The sequence below is a fragment of the Methanolobus sp. WCC5 genome (assembly GCF_045690325.1).
GTDB lineage: Archaea > Halobacteriota > Methanosarcinia > Methanosarcinales > Methanosarcinaceae > Methanolobus.
Genome location: NZ_CP146981.1, coordinates 1,402,495 through 1,423,990 on the forward strand (window position 1 = coordinate 1,402,495; position 21,496 = coordinate 1,423,990).

Consider the following 21,496-nt stretch of genomic DNA (forward strand, 5'->3'; position numbering starts at 1 on the left):
ATAACAGAAAATGAATATCAAAGATAGAATAAAAGAGTTTAGGCGCACGGGAATAATTGAGGGAATGGACGAGAGATAAAGGATGAAATTTGTGCTAAAAATTCACTTTGCTGTGAGTTTGTGCGCCTTAAATGTGCATTGTAAATAATATTATATAAGCATTTTGTATGACTGCCAAAAATCTGCCACATCATTATTATCTCATCATGAGATAATTAACAGTGCTGCAAGAGAAATACATGAATACTGAATAGAAATATAATCATATTTACTTAAAATATATAATTTCTTTACATGACAATATGACAGTAGCGTTTTCAGTTAGAAGTATGCACAAAATCAAATTCACCTGGTAAGCAAAAATATCATAGTCCCGGATATGAAACAGATGCATTTTCCACAGACGTCCTTACAAGAGAATCTATATCGATCTTTCCCTCTTCAAGGACCATGGAATCACATGCTGCCCTGACCTCCGGGTGCAGAGGAACAGCTTCACAGCCACCAGTCTGACGGATAGATATATCATAGGTACCAATCTTTTTTGCAACATCTATGATCTCACTCTTATCAAGACCTATAAGAGGATGATACAGCGGAATACACAGTCCGTACAGCTCAGCATACATATTGTAAGTTGTCTGGGAAGCAACCTGGCCAATGGACGAGCCGGTAATTATACCGGAAGCTCCTTCCTTCTTCATGATACTCTCAGCTATCCTGTACATTGTCCTCTTGCACAGCAGACATGTCTTGTTCCTTGAACACTGGTTTATGAATTCAACAAGATTTGCCCCGTGTGGAACCTCATACGTTTTCAAAGGGTGGCCCGGACACCATTCCTGAAGCGCCTTAATGCAATCCATCGTACGTTTGTGGGCCCTCTCATCGTTATAGGGGGAATTATTGCAATAAACCGGTATAACCTCCACTCCTCTTTTCATCATGAGCCATGTGGAAACCGGGGAATCTATCCCACCTGAAACAAGGGATATCATCTTTCCCTGTGTGCCCAGCGGAAGTCCACCTACACCATTTATCGTTTCTGTGAAAACATACGCTCTGGTCTGGCGCATTTCCACGAAGATCTCCCTGTCAGGATCTGTCAGATCAACAGACGGAGTAATACCCTTTGACTCGAGCATAGCCCAGACAGCATCCCCGCACTTCATCCCCACATCACGTGAGGAGAAAACGTGGTTACCCGTACGTCTGGCCCTGATAGCAAAGGACTGACCTTCAGTAATGAGACCATCTGCAAGCCTTGCACAAAGGGCTCCTGCCGACTCAATGGAAGCATCCGTTACCTGTGCAAAAGAAGTGGAAACCACCCCAAAAACATCTGCCGCAGCTTTTGCCGCCTGGATATCATCGCTCTCAATGAAGATCCGGCCCCATTCCCGGGATATCCGGGAAAATGGCACATCACGGTGCTCAAGCATTGCAGAGATATTATTCACTAATGTCTTTTCATACCAGTTCCGAACGCCTGTACTCTTTAAGGCAAGTTCACCATATCTTACAATGATCACGTTTTCCATTAGTAAGGAATCGGCAATAGGAGTATTAAAGTTAATCGGAGGGAAAAGCGCAGGTAAACAGAAAAGAAAAATACACTGGTTGATTATGACCAGCTTGATCGATATCTTCTATTTTAGCGCCTGATACTGAAATCCTGATATTTCCCTGCAAAAGGAGACCATGCCACTTCCAGATCATCAACCCTTGCCATAGGAGGACCTTTGTGAAGCAGGGCGATGAGCTTCAGGATAGAGGACCTTTCACCTTCTGCAAACACAAGGACCCTGCCATCCGGCAGATTCTGTGCAAAACCTGCCAGGTCCAGTTTCTTGGCATTTTCCACACTGAACTTACGGAAGTATACACCCTGTACCCTGCCTTTCACTGCGATGGTTGCAGAGGAAAGTCCCTCTGCTCCAGACATTTTATCCTGCATACTGATTTATCCGCAGGGAAAACTTATAAGAATTTTGGCCTCTGGCTCAGCATTTTTGCAAGACAGAGACCTTTATAGGGCATTCCTGCGATATCCATGCAGACCTTTGCATCAAGTTCTGCCGGGGTCATCTCTGACTTCACGGGTTTATTGGGTTGGGAATCCTCACGGATTGTCACATTGACCGTGCCTTTTTCCATCTCACTGTCACCGACAACCACAACATAAGGGATCCATTCACGACCTGCCTCACGTATCTTCTTGCCAACCGTATCTTCCCTGTCGTCTATATCAACACGGCAATTGAGCTGTCCGGATACCTTCCGGGCATAGTCCAGGTGCTTCTCTCCAATTGGTATTATGCGTACCTGGGTAGGAGATAGCCAGACAGGCAGCATGGGAACACCGCCCTTTTCCGTCTTCATTGCCTCTTTCTCCAGCAGGCCATATATGCAGCGTTCAATAGCGCCACTTGGTGAACAGTGAAGGATGACAGGACGCCTTGTATTACCATCGGAATCTACATAATCGATCTCATACCTGTCGGCATTCTCCACATCTATCTGCACGGTAGAGAGAGCACTTGCCTTTGCAAGGGCATCAACGAAATTAAACTCAAACTTCAGCACGAAATAGAAGAAACGGGTATCCCACATCTCAATAAGAACAGGCTTGTTCACTGTCCTTGCCAGGTTTGTGATAAAATCCTTGTTCTCATTATAGAAATCCCGGGTAAAGCGTATGGCAACCTCAAAGTCATCCACCTTTATCCCTATCTTATCCAGCACCGATATACACATATTGTACTGCTCGTCGAACTGGGATATGGCATGCTCCATGTCAGCACACAGGCTGTGCATGTCAGGCATTGTGAAAGCACGCAGGCGCCTCAGGCCCACAAGTTCCCCGCGCTGCTCCTTCCTGAAACTGTACCTGGTCATCTCCACCATTTTCAATGGCAGGTTCCTGTAGGAAATGGTCATGTCGTGGTTCATGAGGAACTGGCCAAAACATGCCGCAAACCTCAGGAAAAGCTGCCTCTTGTCAGATTCAATGGAATACTGCCTGGCAGGGAACCTGTCAAGGTACTTCTTCAGGGTAGGATGGTTCATATCATACATCAGAGGGGTCTCTACTTCCATAGCCCCGACCTTTGAGGTTTCCTCAAGCACGTAATTCTCAAGCAGGGATTTGATAAGACGTCCTTTTGGATAATAGCGCATGTTGCCTGAATCCGAACCCGGCTCATAATCAGCTATCTCCAGCCTGCGCATAAGCTCCACATGGGGAGGAGCCTTGTCCACAGCCCTTTTCTTGGAGATCTCATAGTCCACGAACTTGCCAAGATTCTCGTGTCCTGTAAAATCAAAACCTTCTGCATCGTGAAGCGTACCGTCGGGAGTGAGAATATGCCAGTATGACCTGGCAGTGCTCTCAGCTTTGAGCGCCTCTGAAACCACTTCCTCCTTTACGGGTGTAACACACTCAGATGATCCTGCACCTGGGGCAGCCTCATCCGGAACAATGGAACGTGACAGCTCCGAGAGAGGATGACCTTTGCAGCTTATCTTAAAAGCCTTGTACCATCCAAATGGCGCCCTCTTTACATTGAACTCCCCTGAAAGTGCATCTTCTATACCTTTAAGGACAGCAACACCTGCCTTTGGAGAAGACAGGTCCGAGCTCAGATGAGCATAAGGATAGACCATGATATTACTGGTCCTGACCTGCGAAGCCACATTTTTGATCTCTTCAACGGCTTTGGAAACCGCACCCTCTACATTGGACTCATCAACCTTTTCCACTGCGATGAAAGCAGTAAGAGCCTCCTCAAGCCTTCCTTTTTTAAAGGACTCTTCTATCTTTTCAGCAACCGGGGTGCTTTTCTTGACTTCATATTCAATATAATCGGAATGGATCAGTAATAATTGCATAGATTCACCTTTAAGACCTGTAAGATATCTGCTATCTTAATTAGAGCAATACTTATTAACCTTTTTAGTCCTGCTCAAAGCAAAGAGAACACCTTCACAGGGATTTAAGGACATGACAGGTACTTTCACTCAGCAACATCGCTTTTTGCAGACGGGGAATCCGTTTCAGGAAAAAGGCAGCCTGAAGAAACCTCGTCCATATATACCCTGTATGCGGCTATGATGGCACCAAGTAAAATGGGTGCCGCAAAGAAGCCGGCAATGCCTCCCACAAAGGCACCTCCCAGGAAAGCAAGCAGTATCAGAAGAGGATGGACATGGGATTTAATGCTTGAGAGGTAGGGTCGCAGGAACAGTTCAGGCGGGACATATATCACTATCGATGAGACCACAAAGAAAACCAGGGCACTTTCCGGGCCTGCCTCTAAATAACGATATACTGCAAGCACCACAAGCACCATATAACCTGCAAACATGGGAATGACCGATGCCAGGAAGATAAGTGCTGAAAGTGCAAGTATGTTCGGGAAGCCAAAAGCATAGAAAACTATAAGGGACAGGATACTCACGATCAGTGCCGCTGATGCATTGCCTATGAAGACACCCTGAAGAATGACATCCAGATGCTCGAAATATCTAATAGCAGCGCCTTTGCACCTTTCTGGGAACAGGTCCACCACAGCTTCATAGAACCTGTGTCCGTCAGCAAGAAGGAAATAGCAGACAAACACGGCAACCACAAGGTTAAGACCAAACATTATGATATCAAAAGCGTAGGAAAATATGCCTGCCCGGCTTAGCAATGGAACGATAGAGGTGGATATGTTCCAGATGAACTGGTTCACATTATCCCCATAATCCGCAAGGAAACTGATGTTGCGGGAGTAATCGAACACAGTATTGAGCACATAGGTCTGGTTCTCGAATATCCATACGATCTTGCGGACGATCTCCAAAAGACCGGAGCCAATGATGAATACCACGGGTACTACAATGGACATCGTGGCTATAAAGGCACCCGACCGGCGAAACCTTCTCAATTTCAGGAAAACAGGCCTGGAAATATATGCAAACACAAGCCCCAGGATAATACCATCTGCAAGAGGAAGGAATATGACAACCTGGATGATCAGAAGCAACAGTATAACCACTGCAGCTGCTATCTTCCATCTTGAATCAATTATACGGGACACACCGTCCTTTTGAGCTGGAACCATTATTATCCGCCGGAATCAAAGCTAAATATCCTGGGGCTTATATACTAACTCAGAGTATTAATAACTCACCATTGTCAATTACCCACGGCTAAATCCGGGGGCTTCCTGCTCCACCTGTCGTGAAATTAGCATTCCTTTTCCATGAAAGCAAAACAAAATGAAACAAAACAAGCGAATCGAATCCGACAAGCCGGATCTTAAGACCTTAACCTGCCGGCATACTTAATAGCCACACATGAAACAGTACATTTGCCGCATCTTATACATTTATCGCTGATCATTACACCATTCCCGCTGTTGGTACCATCAAGGCTTATTGCCCCCACCGGACAAACGTTGACACATATGCCACATGCTGTGCATTTGTGGATCCTCAGAAGCTGCCTGGAAACCTCCGCAAACAGCCGGTCTGCCTCCTGCCTGTCTTCTGCATTCACGACAATGCTTCCTGAAGAGAACAATTTTACAGTTGACGAATTACTTTTCACAAGTATAAGGCCTAATTCTTCTGAAAAGGAAGTGCTACCGATGATATTTGTTATGTTGCCGGCCTTTTTCAGAGACAATCCCTGCACATTCCCCTCTATGGAATAACCGCCGGCCCTGCAGGGAGATATACCGGAAGTGATATTGATACTGAAAGGAGCTGAGATCTCACGACCTGACACGGAGATCCCCAGTTCTGCGCAGAGCTTTAGCATCTTGGGAGGGAGCTCCTTCCATCTCCACAAACCATGGGATATGAATTCAGGAGAAAGGTCTTTCTTTTCAGCCCAGGCAAGAAGGAAACCCTGCCACCTGTCGTAAAGTTGTGGATGCAGTTCCTGCAAGCGCTGGTATTCAGCTGAAAGTGCCGCAGGACAGAGATAGCAACCCACTCTCTCAAAGCCCAGGTCGTACAGCGGATTGTAATCAAGGTTGCGCCAATGGATATACAGCCATACCTCTATAGCCTTCCAGTCCTTTATGGGAAAAATGTTGAGCTGGCCCGGAACGAACGGGTTCTTTTCACTTGTGGATATACCGGCCCTTGAAAAGGATTCATACCTTCTTTTGCCGTCAATGGTTATACATGTAGAAGCATTTTCAAGGCATTCCTCCATGGCAGCATTTGCAGGTGCAAGCTTACATATCTTGCAACACCAGCGAAAATCCTTTGCCGGAGGGCCGAATACATCCACATTGTCCCAGAAATCCGAAGCTGCGTTTTTCTCTGTGAGCTCTATATTGCCCTTTCTGCAATAATCCCGGGCAAATTCCACAGTTTCCGGGAATTCTATACCTGTGTTCAGAAAGAATGCCTTCACCTGCCTTCTCCTCAGAGCACTGAGTGTCAGGTCAAGTACCACAAGACTGTCCTTGCCACCACTGAAAGAGACATTAACAGGCAATTCCCTGTATTCTTTCTGGTTCGCAATGCCCTTTATGGTATTGATAGCGTTCCTGCCGATGCTGCGTACATGGTCCACGTTTGCGGCCACAACATCATCCATGGAGGATATCTTCTGATGCAGGGAAGACTGCCGGGAATCTATTTTCCTCACCCTTAACACGGGCCCGGGGGCAAGGAGGGCATCCTTTGCGTCACAATAGGCAAGACCAAAGCCTGTGAGATTACCGGACCTTAGAAGAACAATATCATTTTCCCTGACATCCGGGGAAATATGCTCTATCTGATCGAATTCGACTTTTTTACCGTTCAGATGCCTGGAACCCTTTTTCAGCACCACTGTCTTAAGTCCGGTATGTTCCATAAGGATGCCCGCCCCCTGTACCGATGGCTCAAAAACATAGTCCATTGCCGGCATATCAAAAGAAAGGATACCAAAGAGAAGGCCGTCAACTATGACCTCATCGGTCTTATCATCCCCGGGGATCTTATTAAGAAGAAGTATTCTGTTGCCCAGGGGGTCACAGCCAAAAGAGGAGAGGAGCAGCTTATCAAGGACGCTTCTTTCATATGGTGAGCAGAACCTGACATCTGCAGGTTGTGACAGGTCTATCCGCTTTCCCTCCTTAGAGCAGGTATTGCAGGTTTTTTCTATGAGAGGGACATTACAGTCCGTGCACCAGAATATGTAGTCCTTCTCATTGCGTGCATATCTTTGTACCGGCTTTTTCTGCATATGGGAGTTGGACCGGGCAGGATATGCCTTTTGTCCTGCACTTTTCCTTTTATCTGGAGAATTGCCATTCCCCGCATTATGTGGTCTTTGGGACTTACCGGAAGAGGTTCTGCCTTTTTTCATTGATATCAGTTACTGTAACCAGGCTTAAAAAGATGTCCGGGAAAAGAAAAGAAGCCAAAAGAAGCCACCCGGACATGCCGGGCAGATAGGACATGATAATGTGATCATTTTGCAGTGATGTTCGGACCGGGGATGTTCAGGTATCTGCTCGGGTCATAACAATATCAGTTGCTCAGCATCCTGTTGATGCTTGCTGCAGCCACCTTGGCAGCTCCCATGGCACTGATCACAGTTGCGGCGCCAGTGACGGCATCCCCTGCAGCATAGACATTATCAAGGGAAGTTCTTCCATTCTCATCAACGATGATGGTACCCCTGGAATTTGTCTGCAGACCACTTGAGCCGGAGAAGATCATTGGGTTGGGTGAGGTACCTATGGCAATGATAACAACATCAGCATCAATTACATGTTCTGAGCCTTCTTTGGGCACGGGACTTCTGCGTCCGGACTCGTCCGGCTCTCCCAGTTCCATCCTGATGCATTCCACGCCATTTACGGTCATGTTCTCACCTTCAAGTATACGCACAGGATTGGTGAGTAGCCTGAAAACTATGCCTTCTTCCTTTGCATTGTCTATCTCTTCCCTTCTTGCAGGGAGCTCATCATCACTGCGTCTGTAGACTATGCTGACCTCCTCAGCACCAAGGCGAAGTGCACTGCGTGCGGCATCCATTGCAACATTGCCGCCGCCCACTACGATCACTTTCTTTCCTTTCTTGATAGGGGTATCATAGTTTGGGAACTGGTAGGCTTTCATAAGGTTGACCCGTGTCAGGAACTCGTTGGCCGAATATACACCATTGAGGTTCTCACCGGGGATTCCCATGAATTTGGGCAGCCCTGCACCTGTGCCAAGGAAAACCGCATCGAAATCTTCCCTGAGCTCATCAAGGGTCTTTATCTTACCTATGACATAATCGACCTTCAGGTCAACACCAAGCTGCCTGATGTAGTCCACCTCTTCCTTTACTATGGATTTTGGCAGCCTGAACTCGGGGATGCCGTAGGTAAGCACACCTCCTGTATCGTGAAGGGATTCGAATATCGTAACCTCATGACCTGCCTTTGCAAGGTCTGCTGCTGCTGTCAGGCCTGCAGGACCGGCGCCAATGACAGCGACCTTCTTTCCCGTGTGCTCCACTTTTGAAGGAGGCACTACACCCTTTTCCCTTTCATGGTCAGCGCAGAAACGCTCAAGACGGCCTATTGCAACAGGCTCGCCTTTCTTTGCCAGCACACACAGTTCCTCACACTGCACTTCCTGGGGACATACACGCCCGCACACGGCAGGAAGGGAGTTGGTAAGTTTTATGATGTCTATAGCCCTGTCAAAATCTCCTGCCTTCATCCAGGAAATAAAAGCGGGGATGTCGATGTTAACAGGACATCCGTCCACACACCTGGGATTTTTGCACTCAAGACATCTGGAGGCCTCGGCAATTGCCTGTTCAGAGGAATATCCCAGCGCGACCTCATTGAAATTGTGCGCACGCTCTTTAGCATCCTGATGGGGCATTGCCTGTCTGTGGACCATCAGTTCTCACCCCTGCATGTGCATTTGTGGTCAGGATCATGTTTGTGCCCATGGTCCTCAAGGCATCTGGATTCTTCGTCCCTGTAGAGCGCCAGGCGGCTCATCAGAAGATTGAAATCCACCTTATGCGCATCGAACTCCGGACCATCCACACAGGCGAACTTCGTCTCGCCTCCCACAGAGACCCTGCACCCGCCGCACATCCCGGTGCCGTCGATCATTATAGGGTTGAGGCTCACGATGGTCTCCACACCATAAGGAGCGGTCATGCCTGATGCAACCTTCATCAGTATAGGAGGCCCTATGACCACGATCCTGGCAATATCCTCACCACTGTCAAGGATCTGCTTTACAACATCGGTCACAAAGCCGTGGTGACCTTTTGAACCATCATCTGTGGCAATATGGAGCTCATCACTTGTCGCCCTCATCTCATCCTCGAGTATGAGAAGTTCCTTGTTCCTTGCACCGATCACGGATATGACCTTGTTACCCGCTTCACGGTAGGCCCTGACCTGAGGATATACGGGGGCGATCCCAACGCCGCCGCCTACAAGGATGACAGTGCCCAGCTTCCTCACGTCAGCAGGTTTTCCCAGCGGTCCGACAAAATCCTGCAGTACATCCTTGTCGCTCATCTTTGCTAGTTGCTTTGTGGTTTTACCCATTTCCTGGAAGATAATTGTGACGTAACCTTCGCCGGCATCAAAATCAGCAATTGTAAGAGGGATGCGCTCGCCGGTTTCATCGATGCGTAAAATAATGAACTGACCTGCCTTTGCAGCCTTAGCTACATCCGGTGCCAGCACCTTCATCAGATGCACCTGGGGTGCTATCTGCTTCTTTTCAAGAATTGTATATGACATGTGATCACACTGTTAGGGATTGATAAATATTGATAGAAATAGTGCATATGATTAGAGTTCTAGTACTTAAGATTTAAGTAGGAACAGTAGGAAATGGACTATGACTTGTCCGATTGTTAGGAAAGAACGTTTATTGTCCAGTACCAATGATATATCCCTTATCCTATCTATTCTTGTCTGTAGGATCAAGGGACGGGGACAATGAAATAAATTTGTTACCAGAGTTAAAAGGTACTGGCCTGATTACCCTCTGTGATTTACTAATATATTCGTATGTTTATTTATACGAAGCAAACAATTTCCACTTAGTTAAAGCGGAGGAATGTGCATAAAGTCAATAATTCTTGCAGGCGGATCGGGAACACGTTTATGGCCACTTAGCCGGGAACTCTATCCTAAACAGTTCCTGAAGATAAAGGACAAATCCCTTTTCCAGGATACAGTATCAAGGTGCCTGCAAGTGTCAGACATATCAGAGATATATGTCGTTACAAATGAGGTCCACAAGTATTTTGCGATCGGGCAGGTTGAAGAGCTTGGATATGACCTCCCTGTTGAGAACCTGCTTCTTGAGCCCGAAGGAAAGAACACTCTTCCAGCTATATGTTATGGGATGAAGGAAATAGATAAAGCACATGGAAGGTCAGTTGTCGGCGTCTTCTCTTCAGATCATGTGCTTGACCCAATCGCAATGGAAACCATTTCCGGTGCTGAAAAGTTGACCTCCGGATACATGGTGACCTTCGGGATAGCTCCCTCTTCCCCACATACGGGATATGGTTATATCAAGCCAGGAGAAGAGCTTGATATCGGTCACAAGGTTTCTGAGTTCAGGGAGAAACCCTGTCAGGAAGATGCGCAAAGATACATTTCAGAAGGTTGTCTCTGGAACAGCGGCATGTTCCTTATGGACACAGGGGTCTTTTTAGAAGAAGTGCAGCAATTAGCCCCGGATGTATGGAACGCTTTTGAGAACTCCGGTACCATACAGGAAATATATGCAGAGATGCCAAACATCTCCATTGATTACGGCATCATGGAGAAATCCTCGAGGGTCAGCGTTGTCAGGCTTGGCTGCAAATGGAGTGACCTTGGGAATTTTGACGCATTCTACGCTGAATGGGAGAAGGATAAGTCCAATAATTGCACACTTTCATGCCAAAATGTATTTGTCGATTCCGGCAACAACTTTGTGCATTCCAATTCTAACAAGCTGGTTTCACTGATCGATATAAATGATATGATAGTTGTTGACACCACCGACGCCCTCCTGATATGTCCCAGGAAGAGCAGCGAGAAGGTTAAAGAAGTGGTGGGCTTTCTCAAAAAGAGAAATGACGAGCGTATAAACATCCATGAGACCGTTTATCGTCCCGGGGGCTCCTATACCCTGCTTGAGAACTCGGGTGGCCATAAGATAAAGAACATATCGGTCCTCCCTGGAAAGAAACTAAGCCTGCAGCTCCATCATCACAGGAGCGAGCACTGGGTGGTCGTTAAGGGAATGGCGTGCGTGGAGAACGACGGGCAGAAATTCTTCCTAAGGCAGGGTGAGAGTACATTCATCAAGGCGGGCTCGAAGCACAGGCTGTCGAATTCAGGGAGACTCCCGCTGGAGATCATTGAAGTGCAGCTGGGAGAGTATGTGGAAGAGGATGATATTGTGAGATTTGATGATGAATATGGGAGAATCTAAGAGACTATTTTAAGGTAACAATCGATAAAAAGTACTCACTTTTTTTGTAAATGGGAGAGAATCTTGCCAATCAATTATATGCAATTATAGAATATGTCATCATAAGCATCTTCTCTTCATATATCTTACTCGAAGGAAATAGTTCCTGAACTTCCTTTTTACTGAGTAATTTTACAGAATTTGCACATTCAATAGCTTTTAGCCTATCTGGACAGCCGTGTTCTCCAGCCCAAATTAAAGTTTTGTATCAATAAAACTTTCAGCCACTGAGGAAAAAACTGGTAAAATGGAAACAGGAAATGAGGTTCGAACGGGAAGTAATAATTTGGAGTCTGGATAAAATACCGTCGTCCAACTCTCTGCACCTCTTCTGCCATTCTCCGTTGATCATCATATGTACCAACATGCTCTATTACGGAATTTGAAAAAACAACATCAAACTGGTTTGATGAATAAGTGCTTAAATCTCTTGCGTCCCCTACTACTACTTTAATGTTAGAGTGGCCACTTTCATTAAAATCCATATTCAGCACAATAATTTCATAACTGTCGTCTCCCGCAACCCCCCATTTTTCCCAGAAGTTTACAGTACCACCAATATCAAGTATCTTCACAGGAGGTTGAATATCTGAGACGAGTTCATTAAATAGGATAAAACGTTTAACCCTTAACTTTGTGATAAAAGACCCGGGATCTGATACATTCATGTATTTTTTAAAAAAACTGGACACCATAAAATCATTCTCGTACAAAGTAATCATTATAAATATTTAAACCTTCTTTCTTTCTATTGCCTTCCAAACATGCATCCCCCTGAACATACGCTTCATGCTCAATAGCAAATAGATTTGGTGCCATATAAAAGAAGACACCAGATTAGAATGCCAATTACCTGAGATAAGTGCAAGGAAAAAAGCGATTAAGACACCTATACCATACACCAGATTAATCTGTGCAAGCAAGTATGACCATAAAATAACGCTTGTGAAGAACGCAACAGGCACCACAAAAAACATCAGGATCCTAAGAGGGAAAACGAACAAACCAAACTTGCCATATTTTGGAGATATGAGGTCCATATTATAGATCGTTGCTTCAAGAAGTCTTGCAGATCGACGCAGTTTCTGACGGCGTTGTTGACTAAAGTCACCTGTAATGTACTCATAAAATTTTGCATTGGGTTCGTAGAAACACCTGTAGCCATTCCGGATAATTCGGAGTGCCATACCCGCATCTGATGCACCGTGAGTTTCCGGTATCGGCGAAAAAGCCTTTTTTCTTAGGACGATAAGCGGGCCATTAAAACAGTATGTAGAATGTATATTGCTTTCCCATGTACATATTTTACCATATACTGTGCGATATGCTTTTTCAGAACTTGTGGTGAAGGAATTCTTTTTCACTATAGGCTCAAGTTCACCACATACTGCCCCTATCTTTTCGTCACTGAGCAATCTGCCAATTGCATAATTCAGAGCATTGTCCTCGAAGGTGACATCTGCATCCGTTGTTACAACAATATCGGTTTTGGCTTTTGAGACACCTAGGTTGACCGATGCATTGGTACCGGTACGTTTCTCTTTTACAATGACTTCGCCGGAAATTGCGTATTTTTGAAATGCTGATTTTGTAAGTTGCACTGTGTCATCGGATGACTGGTCATCTACAACTATGGCATGGATTTTATCTGTAGGGTAGTTGATGTCTTTTAGATTTTTAATGCGGTGATCAATTACTTCACTTTCGTTGTATGTAGGGATGATGACAGAGATATTAGAATAGTTTTTAATATTTTTTAGAGATGGGGACTTTCTTAACAGCACTGCAGCAATATATAGAGAGTAAACAAGTATGGGGATTGCAGTTATTAGCAAAGTTGAAATTAGCAAAAAATTCATGCTTTTCTTTATACAATAAAAGCATATAAGTATTCATCTCGGTTACATAAATAATTATATATGCATATATATATATATATTACATTTTAGAAAAATAAGCTTTATTATTTTAAAATCTGCTCATGACGGAAAACCAGAAAAGAGTTATTATTGCAGTTAAAATTTAGAGTATAGAGTAAGATGTTGTGGATTTAAAAGAAACCTTATATATAAGGTTTAAACCAATTGCAAATAATTTAATTGCAGATAAGCAATTATATAGTAAGGATTATAAATACAATTACGTTTTGACTTGCTTTGATTCCAAAAAGAATAGATGATGAAAATTTCATTTGAAGAAGCAAGATTAATAAGAGGGAATATGAAAATCTGCATAATTGCTGATGCAACTGTTATTCACACGACAAGGTATGTTGAATATATTTTAAATCAGGGACATGAAATACATTTGCTTACTTATAAACCTCCTACTAAACAAATTGATGGCGTGGATATTCATATTGTAGGTTCATTGTTTAATAATCTATATCTTGCTTTTCCTTTCAGACATTTTAAAATTATGCGCATCATTAAAAAAATTAAGCCTGATGTGGTTCATGCACATTTCATAACAAAATTTGGATTCCATGGAGCTCTTCTTGGATTTCACCCACTTGTCGTGAGTGCATGGGGAAGCGATGTGCTTATTATTCCCAATAATTCAAGACTTTTGTGGCGTTTTACCAAGTTCAGTCTTGAAAAGGCTGACATAATACATGCTGTATCTGAATATATGGCTGAGGAGATTACCTCATCTTTTGGAATTTCCAAATCCAATATTAAAATATGTCCTTTTGGCATTGACACTAAAAGATTTAACCTAGAAATTGATTCCTCTACTTCCCTTATAAGAGAACAACTTGGATGGGAACGAAACCCAATAATTATCAGCGCACGAAACTTTGAGCCAGTTTATAATATTGAATGCCTAATTGATGCAATCCCTCTTGTAATCAAGGAAGTTCCAGATACGAAATTCATTCTGCTTGGCAAAGGCACGTTAGAAACTAAACTTAAGAGAATGGTTGATAAATTGGATATCTCAAACAACGTGAAGTTTATTGAGTACGTTCCAAATGAAGAACTCAAACAATATTTTTCTTGTGGAAGCGTTTACGTTTCAACTTCATTGTCAGATAGCTTGGGCATTTCAAATCTTGAGGCAATGGCGTGCGGCTTACCAGTCATTTTAGCTGAAATATCCATAACTAAAGAATTGAAAAGGAATGGGTTGGTTTTTGACATATATCCCCCGAAAGATTCAACAGTACTTGCTAAAAAGATAATTAATGCCATAGAGAATATCGAAGTAGCAGATCATAAGAGCAATTTTGCAATAATAACAAAAGAATATAATTGGGAAGAGAATATGAAAGAAATGGAAAACTTATATTTTGAATTAATCAATTCTCCTGTACATAACAATATAGGAGGGAAAAATGAAGTTACTATTCATTGGCCAAGTCAACAAAAATGATGGTGGCAGCAAAAGAATTGTCCCTTTGTTGTCACATATTGGCATAAAAGGCTATGAAACTTCAATGGTTGTGAATTCGGACGACTATGATTACTTACAGAAAAACATTATAAATGCAAATATAAGTACCTGCGATGTAACGTACTCGTCAATATTTTCAAGATTTCACAGGATGAGTGGAATTGAACGGGAATTTATTTTGTCCGTGAAAATGTTCCTCCAATCATTTAAAATATTAAAAGTTTTGGATACAAATATAATATATTGTTTCAATCCTCACTTATACAGTGGAGGTGTCGGATTGATATGTTCAAGAATATTTAAAAAACCATTTGTTCTTGAATTTAGTGATTTCTCCTGGGAATGGAACACATATGTACCAAACTCGAATACAAGCAATTCTGTGCTGAAAATAAATGGTTCCATCCAAAAAAGAATATTAAAGCATGCAGACATTATTATTACAACTCCTTTTCTAAAGGAATATTGTATAAAAGAAGGCATAAGTAAAAAGAAAATATACACTATACCTTGTGGTGCCGATGCTAACATATTTAACAAAAAAATAAACTACAGCGATGTCGTTACAAAATATGAACTAGAAGGATTTAATGTAATAATGTATACCGGTGCTTTGTATAAATCTTTTGGTATATCTGATTTGCTTGATGCTATGGATTTAGTTATCAAAAAACATAAAAATACAAAACTTGTATTAGTAGGTAGCTATATTGAGAAAGAAATGAAAGAATTCATTGAAAAGGTTGAAATGTACGGCCTCAAAGATAATGTGATTTTTGTTGAACTACAACCATACAGCGAAATTCCTAAATTCATCAATTCTGCAGACATTTGTGTAAATCCTTTTCCGGGAAACCTTATATGTAGGGCAGGGAGTCCTGTAAAGGTTTTCGAATACATGCTTTGTGGAAAAGCTGTTGTGCATAGTGACTTGGAATGTGTCGAAGATGTTGTGACTCACGGAAAAACTGGTTTATTATATGAAGCTGATAATGTTCAGGACTTGGCCGATAAAATAACCACTTTAATTGAAAATCCAGAATTACGCAAACAACTTGGAGATGCTGCCAAAAAATTAATTTTAGAAAAATACACTTGGGATAAATTAGGAGATAAATTAATTGAATGCTTTATATCTTATACGAAACATTAATAAAAAAGAGAGGTATGAAGAACAAAATGTACGATAAAGAATTCTATGAGAACTGGTTTAGAGAATCAGACACTAAAGATGATATTGGTTATCAAAATAATGCAAAGTATTTGTATTCAGTAATACCGACTAAATATTTAGACAAAATAAATAAAGTCGCTGAAATCGGTGGTAGCACCGGAGGCAATCTTTTTTATATAGGTAAATATAAATATTTCCAGACACTTGATAATTATGAACTATCTGAGGATGCAATAAATCTCGGTAAAGAAAGATATCTGATTGTGAATCAAATACATGCAAACCTTTTAGAAGAAACTATTCATAAAAAATATGATTTGATAATATTGTCAGATATCGTGGAACATTTTAAGGATGATAATGGCTTCTTAGAACAAGTTAAAACAAGAACAGAGCATATCGCACTTAAAATGCCTATTGAAAAAGCGATTTATACTCAGCTGAAGCGAAATTTTTCAAAGAATCCTGTAGTATTGGGAGAGAATCATCCAAGTGGCCATTATCACGAGTACACAGTTGGAGAAACATTGAAATTAATTAAAAACCATTTTGAAATTATTAATTTTTTTCCATATAGTATTCAGCAGGATAAAGAAGTTCTTGAATATAACAATGCCCGGTATCACCAAAATCAAAAAATTAAGAAAATATTCTATATGATGCAGAGGTTATTTTATAAGTGTGTCCCATTATCTGTATTTATCTCTGTTTTTGGCGGCAATGTATTTTTATTTGCAAAAACAAAAAGCTATACAACTACACTGAATGAGAATTCTTATGAAAGTGATAACAATTGTCGGGACGCGACCTGAGCTTATCAGGTTGTCAGAAACAATCAAAAAACTTGATCGATATATGGAGCATCTCTTAGTTCACACAGGCCAGAATTTCGATTATGAGCTTAATGAAGTATTTTTTGAAGAGTTATCAATTCGAAAACCTGATTACTTTATGAATTCAAAAGCAGAGACTCTTTTCAAACAAATCTCTACGATTCTGGAAAAAACAGAAGAGATTTTATTGAAAGAAAAACCAGATGCTGTGTTAATTTTAGGTGATACGAACTCTGGACTCAGTGCTATAGTTGCGAAGCGGTCAGGCATCCCTGTATTTCATATGGAAGCAGGGAATAGATGCTATTCTGATAAGGTTCCTGAAGAGGTTAATAGAAGAATCATTGATTCTTGCTCTGATATTTTATTGCCTTACACCCAAAGGAGCAAAGAACAATTATTGTTGGAAGGTTATCATCCACGCAAGATTTTTGTTACTGGAAATCCAATTGCAGAAATAATAAGGAAATTTATCGGAAAAACAGACAACAGTAAAGTACTTGATAACTTATGCATCGAAAAAGATGAAAAATATGTTTTAGTAACTATGCACAGGGAAGAAAATGTTGACGACCCTGAATTGCTGGCTGGTATTTGCGAGACATTGTCATATATAGCAAAAAAATATAAGGTAGTTGTAAGTACACATCCACGTACTAGAAAAAGACTTGAACACATCAAAATTGATCTGGATGAAAATCTGATGTTTATGAAGCCATTCGGTTTCATAGATTTTTTGAAACTCGAAATGAATGCATTTTGTATTATCACAGATTCTGGAACCGTCCAAGAGGAAGCAACCATTCTTTCAGTGCCCTGTATTTTAATGAGGACATCAACCGAAAGACCCGAGTTATTAGACTGCGGGGGTGTTTTTATGGCAGGGGTGAATAAAGAAGAAATATTGGACAGCTTTAATGTAATATCAAATATGGATGTGCATAATCTGCGTGGACCCTACGATTATCAAGATGATGTATCAGATAAAATTATTAAAATTCTATTGAGGTATAAAAGTGTTTAATGGTCAAAATATATTAATTACCGGTGGAAGTGGTTCTTGGGGCAATGAACTCACAAAACAACTATTTGAAAAGTATGACCCAAAGGAAATCATTATTTATTCACGTGGAGAATTGCCGCAGGTCGAAATGCAACGACGGTTCAATAACAACCCAAAATTGAAGTTTGTCATAGGAGATGTAAGAAGTCTGAATTCATTATCAGAGTCAATGAGAGATGTTGATTATGTATTCCACCTGGCTGCACTAAAACATGTACCTATCTGTGAAAGTAATCCTTGGCAATCAGTTAATACTAACATAGTTGGAACCGAAAACGTGATACGTGCAGCAATAAACAATAAAGTAAAACTGGTAATTGATGTCTCAACAGATAAGGCATGTGCCCCGATAAATATGTATGGGGTTTGTAAGTCTGTCGGGGAGAAACTGACTATTCATGCCAATGAAAGAAGAAAAGATACCAGATTCGTATGCATCAGAGCAGGCAATGTAATGGGAACCAGGGGTAGTATAATACCTTTCTTCAAGGATCTTATCCAAGCTGGAAAGGATGTACCTATAACAGATTACAATATGACTCGCTACTTTATGACATTAGAAGAAGCCATTGGACTTTTATTCAAAGCAATTGAACACTGCTACGGTGGTGAGATATTTGTCACAAAGATGCCTGCATGCAAAATTACCGATTTGGCAGAAGTTATGATAGAAGAACTCGGCGGACAGGGCAAGCTCCATGAAATAGGGATTCGCCCCGGAGAAAAACTCCATGAGGTACTGATCTCAGAGTATGAAGCAAAGGACACAATCGTATTTGACGATTCATATTATGTGATATTGCCTTCCCTGAATGTGAATGGTGTTCGGGACAAGTATGATCAATTCGAAAAATTCACCGGTCACAATTATTCATCATGCGACAGATTGATGAGTAAGATGGAAATTAAGGAAAAACTGAAAGATGGAGGATTTATTTAAATAAAAAATTGTGAATTGTCGGTAACAACTGATTCCGATAATTCAAATATATAATAACGACAGTTTTAATATGGAGGAAAAAGCAAATTTGCATTATTTAACACCAACATTCAATTTATAGTTAAGAACCGATTGTTTGAAACTTACGGTATTGCTATTACTACCAATGGACCATGGTTTTAGAACTCATAAGTTACAAACCAAAGGTCTTTAACTATATTTATTAATAATAATTGGATTGTTCATAGCAGATAATATAGCTGGAAAAAAGTATCGTTTGCACAAATGAAGTTTATAATCCGCTAAAGCCATTGGGAAAACACTAGTAGAGCAATACTCAATAGGTTTAAAATGAAGTTAAGGAATTTGTAGCTAAATATTTGACAATAACGAGAGTATAATAATTCATTAAGAGATAGGCGATTTCAACAGTCCCTTACATAGGAGAGTTTAAAATGAGTATAAACTATATTCCAAGTGAAAAACTGTACAAGACTGCAAAAAAGAAATTAAAGCGGGCAAATACTGTATTGGATATTGGATGCGGAATCAACCCTCAATCATTAGTTAAAGCTAAAATAAATATATGTTGTGAACCTTTCAACCAATATGTTAAAGTATTACAGGACAAACTAAAAAATAAAAAAAATTACGTTGTTATGAATGTTGGATGGAATCAAGTAGTCAAAATTTTTCCGCCTAAATCTATAGACACCATTCTTTTGGTTGATGTAATTGAACATCTGGAAAAAGAAGAAGGTAGAGAATTATTAAAGGCCACCGAGTTAGTAGCCAGTCAACAAATCGCTATTTTTACACCACTTGGTTTTTTACCACAGGAACACCCGGACGGAAAAGATATTTGGGGATACGATGGAGGATCATATCAGGAACATAAATCTGGCTGGTTGCCAGAGGACTTTGATGAATCCTGGGACTTGTACATATCAGAGGACTATCATAAAACCGATAATATGGAAAGACCACTTGATCCTCCCTTTGGGGCTATATGGGCGATTAAGAATTTTAAATGCTAGAGTATTAGACATTGATTGGAGTAGAATAATCAATACATATTGGTCGAAAGTAGATTAATAAAAATGGCGAACATTCGGATAAATTAGAATTTTGAAAAAAAGTGACGAGATTAATTAGAATAATGTAGAAGTTACAATAGAGAGATGAGATAATTTATTTTGGCAGTATGCATGAAAGAAAATATTGAATCAAAATACCCTGTATGTTTCAATAATTTAAAAGCAGGAATATGCTAGAATGAAAACCATACAAGTAGGAAATATCGATACAGCTGGTGCTCGATTTAATGGTACAGAATTACACCAACAACTTCTCAATCGAGGAATTAAATCGCAGTTATGTGTCTGGGTTAAGAAAACAAATGATAAAAACACTTGGAGATTAGGTAGCTTTGTAGGTTCAAGAGCTTTAATTTTTGCCATCAAGCAAATTGAAAAGATATTGTCAATTCAGTCAGTTTTATATCCTTTATCCTTACAGTTTTTTTTTGACAGGCGCTTTCATTCTGCGAATCTTGTTCATTACCATCTTATACATGCTGGTTTTTTTAGCATAATCACTTTGCCAAAGTTGTCAAAAATGAAACCAACTATCTGGACACTACATGACCCTTGGGCGATGACAGGACATTGTATCTACCCTCTTGATTGTGTGAGATGGAAAACAGGATGTGGGAACTGCCCTAATTTAAACACACACATACCTATGTTTATAGATAACACAAGATTTATGTGGAAAATTAAGAAATGGGTATTCCACAATTCCGACATAGATATCGTTGTTGCTTCAAAGTGGATGCTAAATATGGCAAAGCAAAGTCCACTACTTTCTAAAACACGTGTACACTATATTCCATTTGGAATTGATTTAGATGTATTTAACCCCAGTGATGTAAAAAAAACAAAACTGTTTTTAGGGATTAATCCAGATTGTGTAGTACTTGCATTCAGGGCAACAACTAGTGAATTTAAAGGTTTGTCTTATATTAGAGAGTGCATTAAAAAACTTAATTGTGATAAACAAATTTGTCTTTTGACAATTGGCGAAAAAAATTTATTTGATGATTTTAGAGAAGAATATCATATATTAGATTTAGGATGGATCAGCGAAAACGAACTGCCTGTATTTTACAATGCATGTGATATTTTCCTTATGCCATCTACAGCAGAAGCTTTTGGTGTGATGGCTATCGAAGCTATGGCGTGTGAAAAAACAGTAGTTGTTTTTGAGGGAACCTCTTTGCCAGAAGTAATTTTTGCACCAAACGGTGGAATTGCGGTCCCACAAGGAGATGTTGATGCGTTGAGACGTACAGTCGAAAGTCTGATAAATAATCCTGAAATACGTCAAAAAATTGGAAAATCCGCTCTTGATTTAGTTAAGAAAAATTATGATGCTGATGATTTTATGGATAAAATGATAGAATTATATGGCGAAGTAATTAAACAGCGAAGAGAAAAAACTAATTAACTATGAATGTCGAATAAAGAAGGCATTGTCAAATAAATGTCACTAAATTCAATCAAGAATATATATTTATCTTGGTGAACTAAACAAAT

Annotated in this window: 17 protein-coding genes; 8 read left to right on the forward strand and 9 right to left on the reverse strand. The window is 40.9% G+C overall.

What is annotated here, in order from left to right:
- Nucleotides 1-365: 365 nt before the first annotated feature.
- The 7 genes from thiI to V7O64_RS06670 all read right to left on the reverse strand — a co-directional run bounded on the left by thiI (nt 366) and on the right by V7O64_RS06670 (nt 9,758).
- Complete coding sequence (gene thiI, locus V7O64_RS06640; protein ID WP_407357213.1) at nt 366-1,541, reverse strand: tRNA uracil 4-sulfurtransferase ThiI; 1,176 nt, start codon at nt 1,539-1,541, stop codon at nt 366-368.
- A gap of 113 nt (nt 1,542-1,654) precedes the next feature.
- Nucleotides 1,655-1,957 (reverse strand): acylphosphatase, encoded by a 303-nt coding sequence (locus V7O64_RS06645; protein ID WP_407357214.1) that lies wholly within the window; start codon nt 1,955-1,957, stop codon nt 1,655-1,657.
- Between the two features lie 23 nt (nt 1,958-1,980).
- Complete coding sequence (locus tag V7O64_RS06650; RefSeq protein ID WP_407357215.1) at nt 1,981-3,891, reverse strand: threonine--tRNA ligase; 1,911 nt, start codon at nt 3,889-3,891, stop codon at nt 1,981-1,983.
- A 125-nt stretch (nt 3,892-4,016) separates the two neighbouring features.
- On the reverse strand, nt 4,017-5,108 hold the full coding sequence (locus V7O64_RS06655) for an AI-2E family transporter (protein WP_407357216.1): 1,092 nt from the start codon (nt 5,106-5,108) through the stop codon (nt 4,017-4,019).
- Nucleotides 5,109-5,305: 197 nt separating this feature from the next.
- A complete protein-coding gene (locus tag V7O64_RS06660) occupies nt 5,306-7,357 on the reverse strand; it encodes a phosphoadenosine phosphosulfate reductase family protein (RefSeq protein ID WP_407357217.1) in 2,052 nt (683 codons plus the stop codon).
- A gap of 164 nt (nt 7,358-7,521) precedes the next feature.
- Entirely contained in the window at nt 7,522-8,892 is a 1,371-nt protein-coding gene (gltA, locus tag V7O64_RS06665; protein WP_407357218.1) for an NADPH-dependent glutamate synthase, read from the reverse strand.
- Nucleotides 8,892-9,758 (reverse strand): sulfide/dihydroorotate dehydrogenase-like FAD/NAD-binding protein, encoded by an 867-nt coding sequence (locus V7O64_RS06670; protein WP_407357219.1) that lies wholly within the window; start codon nt 9,756-9,758, stop codon nt 8,892-8,894. The genes gltA and V7O64_RS06670 overlap by 1 nt, the downstream gene beginning before the upstream one ends.
- Nucleotides 9,759-10,080: 322 nt before the next feature.
- On the opposite strand from V7O64_RS06670, the gene V7O64_RS06675 reads away from it, so the two are divergent.
- On the forward strand, nt 10,081-11,454 hold the full coding sequence (locus V7O64_RS06675; RefSeq protein WP_407357220.1) for a mannose-1-phosphate guanylyltransferase/mannose-6-phosphate isomerase: 1,374 nt from the start codon (nt 10,081-10,083) through the stop codon (nt 11,452-11,454).
- Between the two features lie 203 nt (nt 11,455-11,657).
- On the opposite strand, the gene V7O64_RS06680 is transcribed toward V7O64_RS06675, so the two are convergent.
- Both V7O64_RS06680 and V7O64_RS06685 read right to left on the reverse strand, forming a co-directional pair.
- Nucleotides 11,658-12,206, reverse strand: coding sequence for a class I SAM-dependent methyltransferase (locus V7O64_RS06680; protein ID WP_407357221.1), 549 nt, complete (start codon nt 12,204-12,206; stop codon nt 11,658-11,660).
- Nucleotides 12,207-12,224: 18 nt separating this feature from the next.
- Nucleotides 12,225-13,352, reverse strand: a complete 1,128-nt coding sequence (locus V7O64_RS06685; protein ID WP_407357222.1) for a glycosyltransferase — start codon at nt 13,350-13,352, stop codon at nt 12,225-12,227.
- Between the two features lie 316 nt (nt 13,353-13,668).
- On the opposite strand from V7O64_RS06685, the gene V7O64_RS06690 reads away from it, so the two are divergent.
- The 7 genes from V7O64_RS06690 (at nt 13,669) to V7O64_RS06720 (ending at nt 21,407) form a co-directional block, all read left to right on the forward strand.
- The gene (locus V7O64_RS06690; RefSeq protein ID WP_407357223.1) at nt 13,669-14,868 is read left to right on the forward strand and encodes a glycosyltransferase family 4 protein; all 1,200 of its coding nucleotides are present in this window, start codon (nt 13,669-13,671) and stop codon (nt 14,866-14,868) included.
- Nucleotides 14,831-16,042, forward strand: a complete 1,212-nt coding sequence (locus V7O64_RS06695) for a glycosyltransferase family 4 protein (protein WP_407357224.1) — start codon at nt 14,831-14,833, stop codon at nt 16,040-16,042. Before V7O64_RS06690 ends, V7O64_RS06695 begins: the two co-directional genes overlap by 38 nt.
- Before the next feature lie 26 nt (nt 16,043-16,068).
- Nucleotides 16,069-16,875 carry a class I SAM-dependent methyltransferase gene (locus tag V7O64_RS06700; RefSeq protein WP_407357225.1) on the forward strand — a complete coding sequence of 269 codons (807 nt, stop codon included), beginning with the start codon at nt 16,069-16,071 and terminating at the stop codon, nt 16,873-16,875.
- Nucleotides 16,841-17,920 carry a non-hydrolyzing UDP-N-acetylglucosamine 2-epimerase gene (wecB, locus tag V7O64_RS06705; protein ID WP_407357226.1) on the forward strand — a complete coding sequence of 360 codons (1,080 nt, stop codon included), beginning with the start codon at nt 16,841-16,843 and terminating at the stop codon, nt 17,918-17,920. Before V7O64_RS06700 ends, wecB begins: the two co-directional genes overlap by 35 nt.
- Nucleotides 17,913-18,899, forward strand: coding sequence for a polysaccharide biosynthesis protein (locus tag V7O64_RS06710; RefSeq protein WP_407357227.1), 987 nt, complete (start codon nt 17,913-17,915; stop codon nt 18,897-18,899). Before wecB ends, V7O64_RS06710 begins: the two co-directional genes overlap by 8 nt.
- A gap of 455 nt (nt 18,900-19,354) precedes the next feature.
- On the forward strand, nt 19,355-19,936 hold the full coding sequence (locus V7O64_RS06715; RefSeq protein WP_407357228.1) for a hypothetical protein: 582 nt from the start codon (nt 19,355-19,357) through the stop codon (nt 19,934-19,936).
- A gap of 238 nt (nt 19,937-20,174) precedes the next feature.
- Nucleotides 20,175-21,407 (forward strand): glycosyltransferase, encoded by a 1,233-nt coding sequence (locus V7O64_RS06720; RefSeq protein ID WP_407357229.1) that lies wholly within the window; start codon nt 20,175-20,177, stop codon nt 21,405-21,407.
- Nucleotides 21,408-21,496: the final 89 nt, after the last annotated feature.